Raw genomic sequence first — 15,952 nt, 5'->3', positions numbered from 1 at the left:
GATGGATAAGTGAGGTGAACGTCTTAACGGATGATCACGAAATGGGACGCCAGGGCCTTTTCGGCGGCCGGGTCGAGGCCGGTCAGGTGGGCTTCGCTGACCTCTGCCAAGCGCACGACAGCGCGACCGCGACGAGGAACATCGGACTCGCCAAGCGGGCCGTAGAGGATCGCGATGGCGTTCTCCGTGCCATCCTCGGCGGTTGGCTTATAGGGTGCAAATTCGCTGGTGGCGGTGATCAGGCCCAGGATCTGGCCCGGCTCCAGCGCTGCACCAGCCGCGACGTTGATCGCTTCGCGAGAAATGTTGCCAGCGCCTTCTGACAGCAGGAACTCGCCTGCGTGCATCGATTCAGTTTTCATGCTTTTGCTCCTTTCGAGGTTCCGTTCTGAGCTGCCTGACGACTGCTCCAGATTGCTTGGGTGTCGACCTGCTTGGCCTTGACCGTGGGTTCAGGGTCATTGTCCAGCGGCAGACTGTTGTTGATTTCAAAGCCGCCGCCACTGCTCACCAGCTTGTCGAACAGGCGCGCCCTGACCGCAGCTTCATCCAGGCCCGCCGTAATAAACTCGCCGGTCAGTTCAGGCAACCGTGCTGCAACACAAAGGCCGTGAAGCGCTTTCGCCCTGGTCAGCGCCGCCGTGACTACCGCTTCGCTTTCCAGCTTGGTGGTAGCGAGAAGCGGCTCTACCAGGTTGCTGATGCCTGCCGCCGCGCAACTCTTGGTGACCAGTAGTGCCAATCCGGCGGCGTCCAGCACAGGAGCCGGATCAGGCTGATTAACTGGCTCTGTCGGTTCGACATCCGGCTCTTCATCCAGCTGAGCGAGCAACTCAGGTGGGGCATGCTGGAAACGCTGCAGCACGCTGCCCTGGCCGAGGCAGGCGCTGACCTTCAAGCCATCACCCACTTCATCAGCCAAACCCAACGCCACCGCCTCATTGGCGGTGAGCCAGGTCTCGGCGTTGACCAGCCGCCGCAACTCGGCCTCATCAATATCCGGCGCTTTGGCTTTGTAAGCCGCGATAATCGCCTCCAGGGTCTGGTCCAGCACATCGGCGACACGACGGAAGTCTTCGGCATCGCCACCGGTAAAGGTGTAGGGGTTGTGGATCATCAATATGGCGTTGGCCGCGATCACCACTCGATGAGCGCCGCACACCGCGACACTCGCCGCGCTGGCTGCCAGGGCATCAATGCGCCCGGTACAGCGCTCGCCAAGTCGCGACAGCGCGTTGTGAATCGCGAGGCCATCGAACAGATCGCCGCCGATGCTGTTGAACGCGACGATGATCGGTGACGCGCCGTCATCCATGGCACGCAGATCCTGCACAAACTGATTGGCGGTGACACCCCAGGCGCCGATCTCGCCGTAGACGAAGATCTCGATGCTGTGCTGTTCGGCTTCGCCGCTCGCCTGAAACGTGTACCAGCTTTTATCGGCGACCTTGACCTGCTTGCCCGCCTTGTCATAAACGCGGGGCTTCGTCTTTTTGCTCATGGTTGTTCCTTGTCATCAAACGTCTCGATGGCTTCAAGCGTCGTGTAGTTGAGGCCAAGGCCCGTGGCCCTGACGAGATCGGCAGCGTTTTCCGTGTCGACCGTTTCCGCGTCGTAACCGGTACGCAGCACCATCTCGCTGCGTGAGGCAAAGCCCGCCTGCACTTCCATCCGCCGAGCCTGCACGTCCTGCACCGGCTGGATGTAGGCCCAGCCTTGTGGCACCCAACGCGTGCGCAGGTATTCACGCCGACGTTGCGCGTAGTCCTCCAGCACCAGGGCGCCGGACAACACCGCCATGTCCATCCAGGCCGCCCGCACAGGGCGACACAGCTGATGCACATACACGCCGAATTGCAGTTGCTCCAACCGGCGCCGGAACTCGTTAAGCACTACCCGCAGCGCCCGGTCGTTGACCTCCCGCATATCGCCGGTGAGGATCTCGTAAGGCGTGCTTGATCCCGCTGCCGCAGCCATCAGCTGCTGACGCATAAAGTCCGGGTAGTTGTTGCCGGCGTCCGGTGGCTTGGAGAACTCCACCTCTTCACCTGGCCCCAGCTCCTGCATGGTGCCGGGCTCCAGGGCAACCATCGGCGTGAAGCCATCGCGGTCGGTGGTCAGCAACTGGCCCGTGACAGGGTCGCGGGGTGGCGGCCCGCTGTCCGGGGCCGGCCGCTTGATGAAGCCGGCGAACAGATTCGCTACTTCCTGGCGAAACAACACCGCATCATCGTAGTTGTCCAGGCTGCGCAGGCGCTTCAACACCGGGGCAAGACGCGGCACGCCGCGCAACTGTCCCGGCTCCATCGGCTCGAAGATGTGCAGCACCTGCGCCGCCGGTACGCGCACCAACTGGTTGTAACCCGCGTTCAACGACGACGAATCCCGTGGATGCGACAGGTACATCCAATACGCCACACGCTTGCCGGCCGGGTTGAACTCGATCCCGGCACGGATCACGTTGCCATTTTTGGCGGTCTCGAACTTGTCGTGAGGGACAAATTCAGGGGCCAGCGCCTGCAGCTGCAGCGGGACTGCCAGCCCTTCGCTCGGGCTTCGTGGCCGTAACCGCACAAAGCACTCACCGGCCGTTTCAACGGTGCGCGCCACCAGGGCCTGCATGCCGTAGAAGTCGGTCAGTTCGTCGGCGTCGGCCTCGTCCACCCAGTCATCCCACAGCTGCTGCTTGAGTTTGCGCAGGGCCGCGTCATCCGTTGTCGGCCTGGGCGTGATCCCGGTGCCGATCAGGTTGCTGACGCGCTTGTCGATGACGTTGAACGCATACGGGTCGTTGCGTACTGCCGCCCGCGAACGTGCCCGCAGGTTACGCAGGGCCGGGGTGTTGATGCTGTTTATGCCGTTGTCGGTGGCTTCCCAACTGGCCGAACGCCGGCCCTCCCCGGCGCCTTCGTAACTGGCCTTGATGTTCGACGGCAGCAAGAATCCATTACAGGTGAGCGTCGGATAATGTCGGGCCATTAGAGTCCTTTGCCTCCGTGGGAAAGCCGAACCACGCGAGAGCGCGGCCCGGCAGCGTTGGTCAGCGACGTGCGGATCTCGTCGCGGGCCTTGAGCAGTTCGTCGATGGAGCGGTACTCCACCGTGCGGTCGCTGTAGCGCACGGTCTTTTCACCGCGTGCGATGGCGCGCTCGATGGCTTCGAGGTGTTTAGGGGTAAAGGACATGGTCGCCTCTGGAGAAAAGGGGCAGGTGTGATATAAAAACCGTTAGACGAAATTCTGATTCCGCGACTGAATTTCCTGCCGAAAACTCCCTCCCGCTAAAACATGCGTGAGGGCTTCGGCTAATGCGTCAGCAGGAATATCTGGCAAGCGCAGATGCCAGTAGGATCGAGCTCGGACCCAGTCCATTCGTCCTGTTAACTGATCAGCCACCATCCGACGTAACTCCTGTTGGAGCTCGGCGGCGGCTTTTACACTCTTCACTCGTTGTATATTTTCTTCGGAGTTTCCCGACATGGCTGTCTCCAACATTGATCGATTCAATGAATTAACTGGCTTGGTGTTAGTTGAGCTGTATGCACAATTTCCCGTACCAAAAACATTGGTCGCGGGGAATTTTGTCGAACCTGCAACCCGATGGTGCGAGCACGTTGCTTCCGACGTACCTAGCAAAGAAGCGGAGTTCTTTTACGCCACAGTGATTTGGCTAGGGTCCTCCGGCTACTTGAGCTACCGGGAAGTATCGCCCTACTACATCCGGGACGTTGTGCTCACGGCAAGTGGTCTTGAGGTACTTAAAGCATCCCCTGCAAGCCTGGATAACGGCGCAACGTTTGGAGAAGCAATCACTGCGGCGGCGAAGGAAGGAGGCAAAGAAACCTTCCGCGCTTCGGTGTCCGAGTTAATGGGGATCGGTGCAAGACTCCTCGGATCGGCCGTAGGTTTGCCTTGATACCTTATCGTCGTTTCAAGTAACCGCTGGTAGAGCTGCGCCGTTGTGCTGACACCGCGGGTCGTGGCTGGACGACCGGGGCAGCAGGTTGCGGCGCCTGTTGCGACTGACGCGCTGCAACCGGTGCCGGTGTTACGTCAGCGTCGACGCGCTCGCCTTGCACCGGCTTGATGCCCAACGCGTCATCAAACAAACCGGACTGCGCTAGTGCCTGCCGCACCCGCTCCCAGTCGTGTTCCTGGTACCGGTTGATACCGAGGTAATGCGCCATTGCCAGGCAGTACACCATCAGGTCGAGCGCCTCGTTGCGCTCGGCCTTGCCCTTGACCCACTCGATGCGCTTGTAGCCTTTGACGTATCGGGCGACCTTGCGCTCGGCCACGCATTGGGCGAAGAACTCGTCCGGCAGGTCGTTGGCAAAGTGCAGCGAGCCGGGGCCGTCCTCGAAGGCGTAGCGGTTGTAGATCCAGTCCTTTGCGGTGTCGGTGCCAACAAACCACAGCTCGGCGCCGCCCCGTTCGGTCTGGCCCTTCCAGGTCACGTCGACCATGGATGGACGCTGAGCGATCACCGGCTTGCCGGGCTTGCTCGCGCCCTTGAGTGCGAACACGTTGCGCCAGCGACGCACACGGCAGAACTGATACACCTCATCGGTGTGGTGACCGCCTGAGTCAACGCCTGTCGCCAGGATCGCCAACGCGACACCGCAAGGGTGCCGGTATCGGGCCTTGAGCTTCTCGTCCAACACCGCCCAGGTGCGCTCGTCAGCAGGGTCGCCCCAGATCACCTGGTGGTCGATCACCCAACGCTCCATGCCAACGCCGAAGCCCATCACCATCAGCTCCAGGCGGTTGGCTTGGACGTCGACAGAGCCCGTCAGCATCATCACGCCCACCGGCATGCTGCCGAGGGTGTAGATCTCCAGCCGCGCCCTTGCAATCAGCACTTCGGCCTTGGTCTGCTCTTGCGCGCTGTCCCAAACCTTGGCGAGACGGGTGTTGTAGAACACCTGCATCAGGCCCATATCCCCCTTGGCCTGCGCCGTCTTGGCGTCTTCGAATTCCTCGGCCAGCGAGGGCCAGTCCTTCCAGCCAATCGGTGAATACAGCGCGTTGAGGTGGAAGCCCACCGTCTTGCCATCGCCGTTGCCATGGGCGCGCCATTCGCCTCGGGCGAGCATGTCGGTCTTGTGGTGCTCCTCGATCAACACATCACATTCAGGCGCGGCGCACTGGTAGTGAACCGTTTTGTAGTCCTTGCTGTAGAGCAGACGCTCCCACTCCAGCACCTGCATATGCCCGCAGGAGGGGCATGGCACGTAGTAGTAACGCTGGTCGCTGGACTCGAACAAGTCGGCGATCCGGGAGGCGCCCTTGATCGTCGGTGAGCTGGAGAAGTAGATCTTCGCGTTGCGGCCAAAGTTGGTGGCCCGTGTTTCCGCCAGCACGATGGGGTCACCTTCCTGGCCCACATCGTTTTCCCAACGGTCGACCTCGTCGCCGTAGATGTAGCGCGCAGACAGCTCCGACAGGTTGGCCGCAGAGCCCGCCGTGGTGACGTACAGGGCGCCGCCCTCGAACTCCTTGGTGTCCATGGTGTTGCGGGCATCCCGTGAGCGGCTGGCAGCTACACGCTTCGCCAGTTCCGGCGTGGCCTTGATCGTCTTGCTGATCCGCCCGGAGACCCGCTTGGACAGGCTCAGACTCGGCAACAGCGCCAGGATGTTGGACGGCGCCATGTGGATCAGGCCACCCATCCAGTTCAAGGCGATCTGCGTTTTCATCAGCTGCGAGGCCACCATGGTGACGACTCGCCGGCACGGGTGGGCCGGCGACAGGCAGCGCATGGGTTCGCGAGCGTAGGGCGTCCGGTCCGTGCGGTACTGGCCGGGCTCAGGCGCGCCGGTATCCCGTGGGATGCGCATGTACTCGTCGGCCCACTCGTCGATCCACAGGTCTGGGTCAGGACGTAGCCCACGGAAATACGCCTCACGGTACGCACGGTCACCGTCAGGGAATTCCGTGGTCATAGGTCAGCTCGTTGTCATCGCTCGTTCAAGGTCGGACGAGGACATGCGCTCAGCCTCTTCCAGTGATTTACGGAGTGTCGCCGTCAGGTGCTTTTCGATGTCCCAGGGGTCGGTCATCGCTGCCAGCTTGTGGGACAACTGGGGCAACAGGCCGAACAACTGGTCACGCAGATGGCGCCCCGCGTTGTACGCCCCAAGCTCCACGGCATCCCTGGAAACCAGCGAGCTCTGTGCCTTGTGCAGTTCGATCTCAGCCAGTTGCGCCAGGTTGTGTTCGCGCATGGCGCGGGCCTTCTGGAAGTCATGGCTCTTGGCGGTAATGGGCTGCTGCGGCGCAGCCGTGTTAGTCGGCTCGACCAGAGGGGACAGTTGACTGTAAACGTCACGCTGGATCCGGTCCTGCTGGTGTCGAGCCGCGACGGCGGCCTTGCTGGGGTCGGCGGTTTCAAGAATCAGCGCTTCGGTTGCCAGCACGTCGACCCTCTTGCCATCCGGCGACAACACCAGGCGGTTGTTGTCTTTCAGCCAGGTGATGTAACTCGGTGTCCTGCCGATGCGAGCGGCGAAGGCGCTTTTTGAGAGGTAGAGAGGCAACATTTGAAGGAGATCCAGAGAAGAATGGAAAGGGGATTTACGGACATTCCCCCTCCGATTCGTTCTGGGAGTTGGAACTACTTGGCGAAGTGGGCTTCCATGTATGTCAGCAATGTCGAGGTAGTCAGCTGACTCTCGGGAAGCACCTCATGCTTAACATCCTCATCAGCTTCCTTGTTCGCCACCGCGATAGCGAATTCACCTGGCTTGCTTTCCATCGTCATAACGATGATTCGGTTCTTAGTGGCAGTGCAGTCGAGCACAGCAGAATGGCCGTCTCGAATATACAAAGGTCCACAAGACACCGATGCTCCGTCATAAAGTTCGGTAAAAACACTGACAGCCTCCGTCGCCGCCATCATCATCTGCTCACCAATTGCCATGTGTTCACCTCTTGCTTATGAAAAACACATGGAAACACATTCCTAGCGACCATGAATAGCCAAAAGCCACCACCAAAATCCTCATTGAAATTCAAAATTTCAACACGGCCACTTCAATTTCAAATCATTGAATTTCAGTAAGCTGGCAGCCCACCGGCTAACGCTTTCCCGCGGGTTTCATGCCCCGTGTCCCTCGAATGTCCCCAGGGTCCCCGGCGACTTTTCGGCGCTTCATTTTGGTGCAGACCACGTATCCCGTGGCCTCCAGCACATCATGCCTGACCGCTGCCCGAGGGCGGCACATCGCACACACCCAAACGCTTGGCGGCCCAGCGTTCGTACAACCCGATGGCGACATCGGCGCCAGCCATCGCGGTAAGGCATCCAATACTCCCCGCCGCCAGCACCGACATGCCCGAGGCGTGCAACAACATCATGGTGGAAAGCCCGCAGACCACGCAGGCCCCGGAGCGGAGCAGCAAGCGGCGAACCAAAGACCAACCGCTCACCCCCGCCTTGTCGGCCCGCCATGCCTCGCCGGAAATCCCGCCGACCAGGGACAGTAGGATCACCATCCAGACCGGCATCTCAATAAGCGCTTGCTGCTCGTTCGTCATCGCCCTACCCCATAAATGCAAAAACCCGGCGCAATGGCCGGGTTCAGTGTGGTGGTGTGTCCCGCTGCTTGCGGTCGCACCTATCAAAGATGGGTACTTTTTACAGGTGGATTATCATGGCAGCAAGCGGGTTTTAATGCCATGGAGCAATACGGGTGCGACATGGGTATGACGCAGGTGCAACGGAGGGACAACGCATTCAATCGGCTATCGCTTCTGGTGCCTTGTCTGACCTGTCCCACTATTCTGGATCGAAGTAGGACAGCTACAGGCGCCTGAATACGGGGCTCTGCCCTACTGTCCTACCTTTTTTACTTTTCTCTTGTGTATAGAGAGAAAGCTAAAAGCACGCGTGCGCGCCATGGGCGCGATCACGTGCCCGCTATGCTCATGTGTGCGTGGGGCGGGTGGAGGTTGGACAGTAGGACAGGTCAACAACGGCGCGGCCTGCGCCTGTCCAACTGCGCTAAATGGCAGTCGGACAAGGGCGGACAGTAGGACAGAGGCACGCGCAGTGACGCCGAGGGTCATGCAGCCTTCCCCATCAGCATGCCGTCGATGGAGACGTGGGCTTCGTGAAGGCGCCGGTAATAGGTCGGCGCACTGCAACCGCAATGCAGCATCTTCTGCGAGAGGAAGCTTTCGTGGTTGCAGTAGTGCTCACGCACGACGACAGACAGGTGCGGCGGCAAGTGCTTGTTGACGATCAGCTCGATGTCGGCCGATTCATCCAGCAGCACCCGACTGCCGCGTGTGCCGCGTATCAGCTCACCCTTGCACTCCATCAGCATGGCGATCATGTTGCCGCCACTCGGCCCTCCCATGTTTTCCGGCATGGGTGAGTGCAGATCCTGCGCCCATAGTTTGAGCATCTCGTCGATTCGCTTAATCATCGAAGCATGGCTCCTCGATCACCGACTGCTGCAACGCAGACGCACGCCCCCAGCCCGCAGGCTTTTCATAGGCCCATGGCCGCACCCCGCTCTTGGGCAATGCCGGCATGCGCCGCTTGCGCCAACCCAACCGATGCATGATCGCCCCGACCCGCATCTGCTCGGGCTTGCCCCAGTGGCCGAAGTCCAGCTTGAGCGCCTGAGTGAGGATCTCGTTGCCGGTGGCGGTTTCGCCGATCTGCGACTCTTCCATCCAAGCCAGGATCGGCCCTTCCCATTCATCCACCACAAAGCGCTCGTCTTGAGCCTCGGCGAACATCTTCGATTCGTCCTTGTTCACCCACCAGATGTCGCCGGCCTCAAAGCAAAACAGCGCTTCTGCCCACAGCTGGTCGCGGATCTCGCGCAGTTTCTCCAGGTCGACCTTGTTGCAGAACACCGGCCAATAGCGGCGGTTGCCCGTGGCGTCCTTGAGGTATTCCTCTTGGTTGGTGGTGCCCACGAAAACACACTGGCGTGGCACGTCATTCGTTCTGCGGCCGTAGCTTTCGCGGTAGGTGTCGGTGGACGCGGAGAAGAACTGCTTGGCCTTGGTGCTTTCGGCCTTGTTGAAGCTGTCCAGCTCGCCCAGCTCAACGATCCACTTGCCGCGAATCGCCTGGAAGCTGTCCTTGTCGCCGAGTGCAAAAGGTGTGTCCATGAACCACTCGCCGCCGAGGACGCCCATGGCCGTGGACTTACCAGCGCCCTGCCCGCCTTCGAGGATCATCACCGAGTCAGCCTTGCAGCCTGGGCGCATTACCCGAGCGACCGCAGAGATCAGCCAGCGCTTGCCGACCTTCGCCGAGTACTCGCTGGCATGAACGCCCAGCACGTCGGTCAGCCAGGTTTCGATACGGGGTACACGGTCCCACTCCAGCTTCCCGAGGTACTCGCGCACCGGGTGGAAGGCATGGTCGTGGGCTACCACGCTGACCGCCTCGATCACATGGGAGGCTTTGACCCGCAGGTTGTATTGCTGCGCGAGCCATTTCATGACGCGCATGTCGTCGATATCGGCCCAATCGCCGGCACCGCCGCCGAAAGGCGCAGACCGCAGTTTGACGATCTTGGAGCTGAAGACGCTGTAACCGATGACACCGGCCCAGCGCTCGTCGTTGCTCAGGATCAGCTCGACGTTTTGCATGTGCGCGATCATGGAGCCGTTTTCGGTGCGGGCGAGCTGGTCCTTCCAACCACCCGCTGCAGGAGGCTTGACCACCGCCAGCACCTGTCGGCGGACGGCCTCCAAACCTTCGGCGACGTGCAGGTCGTTGAAGTCGGTCCACTTGATCTCGCGCTCGCTGGAGAACACCGGCGCCACCACTTGACCGCCGACGACCAGCGCGGCGTTGGCGGCCTTTTCTTCGCCTGGGTTCCAGGCGTCACCGTTGGGGCGTTTGGTCTTCCAGTCATCGTCTCGGCAGATGATCAACGGGCAGCCGGGGAAACGTTCGCGCATGGCCTTGGAGACCGGCAGCAGGTTACCCGCGTCGAATGCGATGGCGACTGTGAGCGAAGTCGCCATGTGCAGGCTTGCGCCCGTGGCGTAGCCCTCACACACCAGCACCGGCTCGCCGGGTTCAGGGTGTGGGCCGATCAGGTGGAATGCGCCTTCCTTCGACATACCGTAGGGCCAGTAGGCTTTATCACGCCCGGTGTCCTCTTGCTTCGCGGGGAAGATCACCTGCAGGCCAACGATCTGGTCGCGCACGTTGCACATGGGCACCAAAAAAGCGCCGGTACGTGGCGCATAGCGAACCTTGAAGCCGACGATCTGCTTTCGATCCAAGTAGGCGCTCTTGCCCTTTTCCGGCATACGCTTGAACAGTCCGGCAGCGCGGTTGGCCGCTCGACGTGACGCGTTGGCCGCGATCTCGGCGGCCTTGCGCTTAGCGTCCTCCTGGCGAGCGCGCATGACTTCGCGCTCCTCGGGGCTCATGCGTCCGGCTTTGACCTTGATCTTCTGGGTCTCGCCGGAGCGCCAGTCACCGAAGCTGCCGAAGATCAGCGTCTCGTCTTTTTCGGTGCGGTGTTCATGGATGACGTACCAGCCGTTCTTTTCCTTGCCTTTGTCCTGGGTGGTTTTGCAGCGGGTGAGCTTGCCGAAGACCAGGGGTTGGGCGGGTTCAAGGCCGTAGTCTGCGAACTGGTTGAGAACTTCATCGAGCATAACGAGCAGCCCTCATATCATCAGCGGCCTGGCACACAACGCAGAGCGTGCAACCAGGCTGGGCCAAGCGGCGGGCTTCCGGGATTGCGTTATCGCATTCATCACAGAACATCAGGGAATGCAGGACGGTTTTGGGCATGAGGGCCAAGCGTGCGGCAACGGCTTGATCAATCCGCTCCTGCACCAGGTCATTTGCAAAATCAGCGATATCAGCCACGGTCCGTACCCCGAGTCGTCTGGTTGACGTATTTTGCTCGGTTGAACATCCCCAGCAGCCCCTGGATGCCGCGAAACACCTGCAGGCGAATCTCGGCCAGTTCCTGATCACTCACAACGCCGTCGCCAATGCTCTTGGCCCAGGTGTCGGCCAGATCGGCCACCTGCCGGAAGTACGAGGCCATCCCGGTGGTCAGCGTTTCGGGCATGTCGCTGGTGTAGGTTTCTGCCAGTTCCTGCCAAGTCGTATCACCGACCAAAGCATGCACCGCATCGAGAATGCGGCGATCCTTGGTCAGTTCGAGGATCTCGCCGAACTCTTGGACGTTGACGGTGTGTGAAGGATGAGTGGGAGACAACTTGTGCTGCAGCGTGGTGGCATTTCGACCGGTGGTGGCTGCGATTGCAGCGGCACCACCGGGATAGTCCCGTGCGGCGTGGTACAGGGCTAATTCGAGCGTCAGAACTTCCCTTTGCGCTCGGTCAACACAGCTTAAAGCTACTCGGCTCATGGCATTAATCCTACGAAGTTGCCAGTGCCCCGCGACATGCAGTGGTGATACATTTGCCGCGTGGCTTGAAAGGGCCCAAACGCCGGCCAGATCTTAGGGATCGAAACCGGCACCGTGCCGAGGCGAACAATCCGTTGCTCACCTCTGGCGCAACAGCTGCCTAATCTGTGGTGGAAAAGGCAGCAACCCAAGACATCCGTGTCTTGGCAGCGCGATAAAGGGAGGTGGTTTGCATGTGGTGTGCCCTCCTACCTTCGTCGCGACCCGACAGCACTGTGGTGGTGTGTGCCGGGAGGAACTGGGCGGCCCTTGGGTCGCCTTTTTTCTATCTACACTGCAGCTTTCTGCGGAGCCGATGCATTGAGCAACCAGGCAGCATCAAACGCGTTGCCCTTCTGCTCTGCAGCGGTCGCCAAAAGTTTTGCGTAGTGGGTTTCACCGGTGTAATCGGTGCGGGGAAGACTGGCAGCCAAGCGCCATTTGTTGAGCGCCTGATAGCTCCTTTCACACACCTTGGCGGCGGCACCAATGCCGCCTACTGCTTCAAATGCGAACGCGATGGCGTTCGGAAAATCTGCGGGGTCCAACATGGCAACCTCCATTTATCAACTCGCGGTTGATATTAACATCAACTGACTATTGCGCAACCCCTGTGAGAGTATCAACTCATGGTTGATAAGAACGAGCTACGGGCAGCTTTCACGGCGCGCCTTCACGAAGCACTCGACGATGCCGGTGTACGCACCCGGGGACGTGGGGTGGATATTCATAAGCATTTGCTCAAGGTTGGGGCTGAAAAAAGTACTCAAGCTATTAGTAAATGGCTGAATGGAGAATCTATTCCTGAGGCTGACAGCATGGCTGTGCTGTGTTCGTGGCTGAGGGTTCGCCGCGAATGGCTTGAATACGGGGTTCTACCGAAAGAGCAAATCGGAGCCAGCAATGTTCATTTGATTGCTAAAGGAAGTGAAAGCAATGTAAGGGAAGTAACACGCCGTTTCGGAAAAGTACCACTCATTTCTTGGGTTCAGGCGGGAGCGTGGTGTGAGGCTAACTTCGAGCAACACGACGGTGAAAGCTGGTTATCCTGCCCTGTTCCCATCAGTGAAGCCGGATATGCCCTCAAGGTGCAAGGAGACTCTATGACTAACCCAGGGCCGGGGCGCAGCTATCCAACTGGATGTATAATCTTTGTTGATCCTGAAGCCGAAGCTATGACGGGTGATCGGGTTATAGCGCGTGTTCCACGCACAAATGAAGCGACTTTTAAAGTTTTGGTTGAGGATGCAGGTCGACAGTTTTTAAAACCTATCAATCCGCAATACCCTATAATAGATATTACTGAAGAAACCCACATCTGCGGGAAAGTAGTCGGGTCGTTTATACCGGAATAATCGGAAATTAGCATTCCGCCTCCCGACTAAATTTCGCATCATGTCTTTTTCTTTCCACTTCCAACATAAACCATTCAATACCTTTTTCTTCATATTGCAAGAAGCATTCTTCAAGCTCTTGTGACGACTGCGGATAAAGCGTCTCACTAAACAAACCATACAACTGTATAGCACAAAAAATACATTGGCTGGCTATTTCTTCTGCCTTCCAATTAGGCCACATCACATCACCAAGTGATGGCGATACAGCGCCATGGACCAAAGTTGAACGAGCCTCATACACTTCATTTAAGACTGAATCGGATCCAGAAGCGCAATGACATTCAAAATCTACTAACACCTTTGACACTCGAGATACAAATCTCTTCTTGAAACTTGATGAAAATGAGCCGAAGTAAAGCCTTTCGATTGCAGTAACATATTTCAACACTGAGGCGGCTGGAGACGACTCTTTAGCCGCGTCGCCAAACCAATTCACAGCATCCAATAGACGATTACTAAGCTCTGAATATTGTCCAAATTTGCTTGTATGGCTTATGACCGAACCTAAGATATGCTTAATCTCAAGGGCTTCATTATTCAGGAAATCATACCAATTCGTGGGTCCAGTTGGGGCACGAACTCTAGAAGCGATAGAACATTTTATTTTACTATCTTCGGACCAGATCTTTGCAGAGCTTAAAGGACTTCCTAAATCATAGCCAAGCCGAACCCACTTTGTGCTATTAGCACCAAACAAAACCCGAGTGACATTTAACGCTGTATTGCAATGAAATAGAGCCCATTCATATGACGTCTCAAAATCACACTGACCCACTTTGACACTGGCAACCCAAGGAAATTCTCTATAATACTCCATAGAGCGCCCTTCGTAATAATCCAAAGTACTAAGTGTTTCCCCCTGAGAATCTTCATTCAGCGAATTTTTAAATACCTGCAGAAAAACTTCAGTCTTAGTAAATTTTACAGGACCAATCCAAAAAGTATCTGGACTATCAAACACAAAAAAATTGCAAGGCACATGATGCTCAAACTCTCGCGCCGTTGAAACCATCGCACATATTACTTTTATAAAATATGGCTCACAACTTTCCCTTTCGACCGCCTTCAAATCCTTGACAAAAAAATCAACAAATATTGACTGCAATGTTTTCTTAGTCAAATCAAATGAAAACTTCCCCTTCAATCCGGCATCATATTTCAAGATCAGTTCGCACAACTCATTAAAGCAGTCATTACCAATCTCTCCATAGGGCAAATACTTACCGCTAGGAGAAGTCAGATGATAAAAACTACTATACCTGTTAGCGGCCTGATACTTCTTAAGCTCCTCGAAAGACATCCTGTTAAATCTAACTATTTGAGCTTCAATTTTCCTAAGAACCTTGAACGCATAGTTAGCAAATTTAACAACGGGTTTAGAAGCTATATTTTCCTGAACGTTATCCATAATTTCAAACTCCCTAATTTTATAAATCTTATCAGCCTCATCCGTGGGTGTCTTCCCGGAGGAATGGGTCCGAAAAAAATATCAACCAGTAGTTGTTGACACAAAACAACCACTGGTTGATATTTGTCTCACTCTTCCACCACAGAGCGAGGCAACACCATGCACACCACAGCCACCCTGCACGTCCATCCGGCCGCAGCCAATCCCTCCCGCATCTTCGAGGTCCGCCGCCTGGCGCAAGACTGCGGCTGCGCCTTCATCGCGTCCAAACCCAAGTTGAAACAGCGCTACGCACCCGCCCCCTTCGATCCAAACGGCGGAGGGCACGCGGCATGAAAAAGTTCACACTCGACAACCGTACCCTGACCCTGCTCAAGGCCCAGGTCAGCCTGACCCAAACCTTCAACCACCTCCTACGAGCCGAAACGCAGCGTGAGGCCTTGGCGTTCCGCCTGAATGTCGAGCGCCGCAAAGTCGACACGCACTTCACCGTTGAGCTGGGCAGCGAACGCCACACGCTGACCCTGACCAATACCAAGAAGATGCACCTCAAGCTTGCGGACTTCATTGAGGAGATCGTCAACGGGCCAACCAACCCAACCGATCCATTCTCTCTGCCGCACGCAGAGCGCCGCTACGGCGTGTTCGAGACCGAACACAAGCAGCAGGTATTCGACCTGGTGCAAACCGGCGGCGCCATTAGCCTCGATATGGGCTTCGAGCAACCGATCAACTTGGCAATCCACCGTAGCAAAACCCGCGCCGGCATTACCACCATCATGAGCATCGGCGTCAGGAAGCCTCGCACCAAGTGCTTCACGGTGTATGGCAGTGACGTGGAGATCTACTCCATGGTGGCCGAATCCATCACCCACCTGGCTGCCGTGGCGACACCCGCCGCGCATGCAGCCTAGGAGGCCGCGATGGAACGTAGCCTGGAAAAAGCCGCCAAGTACTTCGGTCTCACCCGCCCCAAGCTGATCGCGCTCATGCGTGAAAAGGGCTTGCTCAACGACAGCAACTTACCGGCCTTCCCCGTCCGTGATCGCGAATACCTGCGGGTCAAGGACAGCAACTGGTACCACGAGAAAGCCGGCATGCAGTACAGCCAGTCAACCAAGGTCCGACAAGCCGGCATGCCCTGGCTGGCGAATCAGCTCGGCCTCGAACTGCCAGCCGTCCCGGAAGATAACCGTGAGGTGGCCTAGGGAGTACGCCCGCCAGATCGTCGCCATGGGCACACGCGAGGAGCGCAACGCTGCGCTTCTCGAAGTGCCGGAGCATCTGCGGGAGCTGACCAAGCGCCATTGCCTGAATGCCTGGAACCACCCTTCACGACTGAACCGCAAGGAGGCCGCCGCCCATGAGCAACACCGGTCAAACACCGCTACGACTGCAACCCGCACCGGATAGCGCAACCGTCGAGATGCTGCACCAACTATTCGGCGACGTGCTTATCCCCCTGGAAAAGCTGCGCGTGCATTACTTCAAGAACCTCAACGAAAAGACCTTTACCGAGGCGATCAACAGCGGCCGGATTCAGCTGCCGGTGACCACGCTGGATCACAGTGTGAAGGCGTTGCGGTACGCGCACATCAAGCACGTCGCGGCACTGATCGATATCCGCGCCTACAGAGCAGACGAGGAAATGCCGCGCCCGCAAAACGATTTAACCGAGCTAGACCAGTAACCCCAACGGCTGCCACCACCAGCCAACGTAACTACCAGGAGCACACC

Annotated in this window: 21 protein-coding genes; 7 read left to right on the top strand and 14 right to left on the bottom strand. The window is 58.0% G+C overall.

The window, feature by feature from the left end:
- Window positions 1-23: 23 nt before the first annotated feature.
- From EJ576_RS08875 to EJ576_RS08860, 4 genes are read right to left on the bottom strand one after another with little or no spacing between them, the layout of a single operon-like run.
- Window positions 24-362, bottom strand: coding sequence for a head decoration protein (locus EJ576_RS08875; protein WP_126570069.1), 339 nt, complete (start codon window positions 360-362; stop codon window positions 24-26).
- Entirely contained in the window at window positions 359-1,501 is a 1,143-nt protein-coding gene (locus EJ576_RS08870) for a head maturation protease, ClpP-related (protein ID WP_126570068.1), read from the bottom strand. Before EJ576_RS08870 ends, EJ576_RS08875 begins: the two co-directional genes overlap by 4 nt.
- A complete protein-coding gene (locus EJ576_RS08865; protein ID WP_126570067.1) occupies window positions 1,498-2,979 on the bottom strand; it encodes a phage portal protein in 1,482 nt (493 codons plus the stop codon). The genes EJ576_RS08870 and EJ576_RS08865 overlap by 4 nt, the downstream gene beginning before the upstream one ends.
- The gene (locus EJ576_RS08860; RefSeq protein ID WP_126570066.1) at window positions 2,979-3,185 is read right to left on the bottom strand and encodes a phage head-tail joining protein; all 207 of its coding nucleotides are present in this window, start codon (window positions 3,183-3,185) and stop codon (window positions 2,979-2,981) included. The genes EJ576_RS08865 and EJ576_RS08860 overlap by 1 nt, the downstream gene beginning before the upstream one ends.
- 292 nt (window positions 3,186-3,477) lie before the next feature.
- Between EJ576_RS08860 and EJ576_RS08855 the strand changes: the two genes are divergently transcribed.
- Window positions 3,478-3,915, top strand: a complete 438-nt coding sequence (locus EJ576_RS08855) for a hypothetical protein (RefSeq protein ID WP_126570065.1) — start codon at window positions 3,478-3,480, stop codon at window positions 3,913-3,915.
- A gap of 4 nt (window positions 3,916-3,919) precedes the next feature.
- On the opposite strand, the gene EJ576_RS08850 is transcribed toward EJ576_RS08855, so the two are convergent.
- The 9 genes from EJ576_RS08850 to EJ576_RS08810 all read right to left on the bottom strand — a co-directional run bounded on the left by EJ576_RS08850 (window position 3,920) and on the right by EJ576_RS08810 (window position 11,961).
- On the bottom strand, window positions 3,920-5,944 hold the full coding sequence (locus tag EJ576_RS08850) for a phage terminase large subunit family protein (protein WP_126570064.1): 2,025 nt from the start codon (window positions 5,942-5,944) through the stop codon (window positions 3,920-3,922).
- Window positions 5,945-5,947: 3 nt separating this feature from the next.
- Window positions 5,948-6,541 (bottom strand): terminase small subunit, encoded by a 594-nt coding sequence (locus EJ576_RS08845; protein ID WP_126570063.1) that lies wholly within the window; start codon window positions 6,539-6,541, stop codon window positions 5,948-5,950.
- Between the two features lie 74 nt (window positions 6,542-6,615).
- A complete protein-coding gene (locus tag EJ576_RS08840; RefSeq protein WP_126570062.1) occupies window positions 6,616-6,921 on the bottom strand; it encodes a hypothetical protein in 306 nt (101 codons plus the stop codon).
- 272 nt (window positions 6,922-7,193) lie between these two features.
- Window positions 7,194-7,538: a phage holin family protein gene (locus tag EJ576_RS08835; RefSeq protein ID WP_069673282.1), complete on the bottom strand. Its 345-nt coding sequence runs from the start codon at window positions 7,536-7,538 to the stop codon at window positions 7,194-7,196.
- Window positions 7,539-8,065: 527 nt separating this feature from the next.
- Complete coding sequence (locus EJ576_RS08830) at window positions 8,066-8,431, bottom strand: hypothetical protein (protein WP_126570061.1); 366 nt, start codon at window positions 8,429-8,431, stop codon at window positions 8,066-8,068.
- Window positions 8,424-10,643, bottom strand: coding sequence for a VapE domain-containing protein (locus EJ576_RS08825; RefSeq protein WP_126570060.1), 2,220 nt, complete (start codon window positions 10,641-10,643; stop codon window positions 8,424-8,426). The genes EJ576_RS08830 and EJ576_RS08825 overlap by 8 nt, the downstream gene beginning before the upstream one ends.
- The gene (locus EJ576_RS08820; RefSeq protein WP_126570059.1) at window positions 10,633-10,860 is read right to left on the bottom strand and encodes a TraR/DksA family transcriptional regulator; all 228 of its coding nucleotides are present in this window, start codon (window positions 10,858-10,860) and stop codon (window positions 10,633-10,635) included. Before EJ576_RS08820 ends, EJ576_RS08825 begins: the two co-directional genes overlap by 11 nt.
- Window positions 10,853-11,371 (bottom strand): phage regulatory CII family protein, encoded by a 519-nt coding sequence (locus EJ576_RS08815; protein WP_178083527.1) that lies wholly within the window; start codon window positions 11,369-11,371, stop codon window positions 10,853-10,855. The genes EJ576_RS08820 and EJ576_RS08815 overlap by 8 nt, the downstream gene beginning before the upstream one ends.
- A gap of 329 nt (window positions 11,372-11,700) precedes the next feature.
- Window positions 11,701-11,961, bottom strand: a complete 261-nt coding sequence (locus EJ576_RS08810) for a hypothetical protein (RefSeq protein ID WP_068932952.1) — start codon at window positions 11,959-11,961, stop codon at window positions 11,701-11,703.
- 78 nt (window positions 11,962-12,039) lie between these two features.
- On the opposite strand from EJ576_RS08810, the gene EJ576_RS08805 reads away from it, so the two are divergent.
- Window positions 12,040-12,765 carry a LexA family transcriptional regulator gene (locus EJ576_RS08805; protein ID WP_126570057.1) on the top strand — a complete coding sequence of 242 codons (726 nt, stop codon included), beginning with the start codon at window positions 12,040-12,042 and terminating at the stop codon, window positions 12,763-12,765.
- 7 nt (window positions 12,766-12,772) lie between these two features.
- On the opposite strand, the gene EJ576_RS08800 is transcribed toward EJ576_RS08805, so the two are convergent.
- Entirely contained in the window at window positions 12,773-14,215 is a 1,443-nt protein-coding gene (locus EJ576_RS08800; protein WP_126570056.1) for a HEPN domain-containing protein, read from the bottom strand.
- 159 nt (window positions 14,216-14,374) lie between these two features.
- On the opposite strand from EJ576_RS08800, the gene EJ576_RS29755 reads away from it, so the two are divergent.
- The 5 genes from EJ576_RS29755 to EJ576_RS08780 are packed head-to-tail and all read left to right on the top strand — an operon-like array spanning window position 14,375 to window position 15,905.
- Entirely contained in the window at window positions 14,375-14,551 is a 177-nt protein-coding gene (locus EJ576_RS29755; protein ID WP_178083526.1) for a hypothetical protein, read from the top strand.
- Window positions 14,548-15,129: a hypothetical protein gene (locus EJ576_RS08795; RefSeq protein ID WP_126570055.1), complete on the top strand. Its 582-nt coding sequence runs from the start codon at window positions 14,548-14,550 to the stop codon at window positions 15,127-15,129. Before EJ576_RS29755 ends, EJ576_RS08795 begins: the two co-directional genes overlap by 4 nt.
- Before the next feature lie 9 nt (window positions 15,130-15,138).
- A complete protein-coding gene (locus EJ576_RS08790) occupies window positions 15,139-15,423 on the top strand; it encodes a phage antirepressor KilAC domain-containing protein (RefSeq protein ID WP_126570054.1) in 285 nt (94 codons plus the stop codon).
- Window positions 15,410-15,628 carry a hypothetical protein gene (locus tag EJ576_RS08785; RefSeq protein ID WP_126570053.1) on the top strand — a complete coding sequence of 73 codons (219 nt, stop codon included), beginning with the start codon at window positions 15,410-15,412 and terminating at the stop codon, window positions 15,626-15,628. The genes EJ576_RS08790 and EJ576_RS08785 overlap by 14 nt, the downstream gene beginning before the upstream one ends.
- Window positions 15,579-15,905 (top strand): pyocin activator PrtN family protein, encoded by a 327-nt coding sequence (locus tag EJ576_RS08780; RefSeq protein ID WP_126570052.1) that lies wholly within the window; start codon window positions 15,579-15,581, stop codon window positions 15,903-15,905. Before EJ576_RS08785 ends, EJ576_RS08780 begins: the two co-directional genes overlap by 50 nt.
- Window positions 15,906-15,952 lie beyond the last annotated feature (47 nt).

The sequence above is a fragment of the Pseudomonas sp. C 49-2 genome (assembly GCF_003970195.1).
GTDB lineage: Bacteria > Pseudomonadota > Gammaproteobacteria > Pseudomonadales > Pseudomonadaceae > Aquipseudomonas > Aquipseudomonas canadensis.
This window is presented reverse-complemented; position numbering and strand designations above follow the sequence as displayed.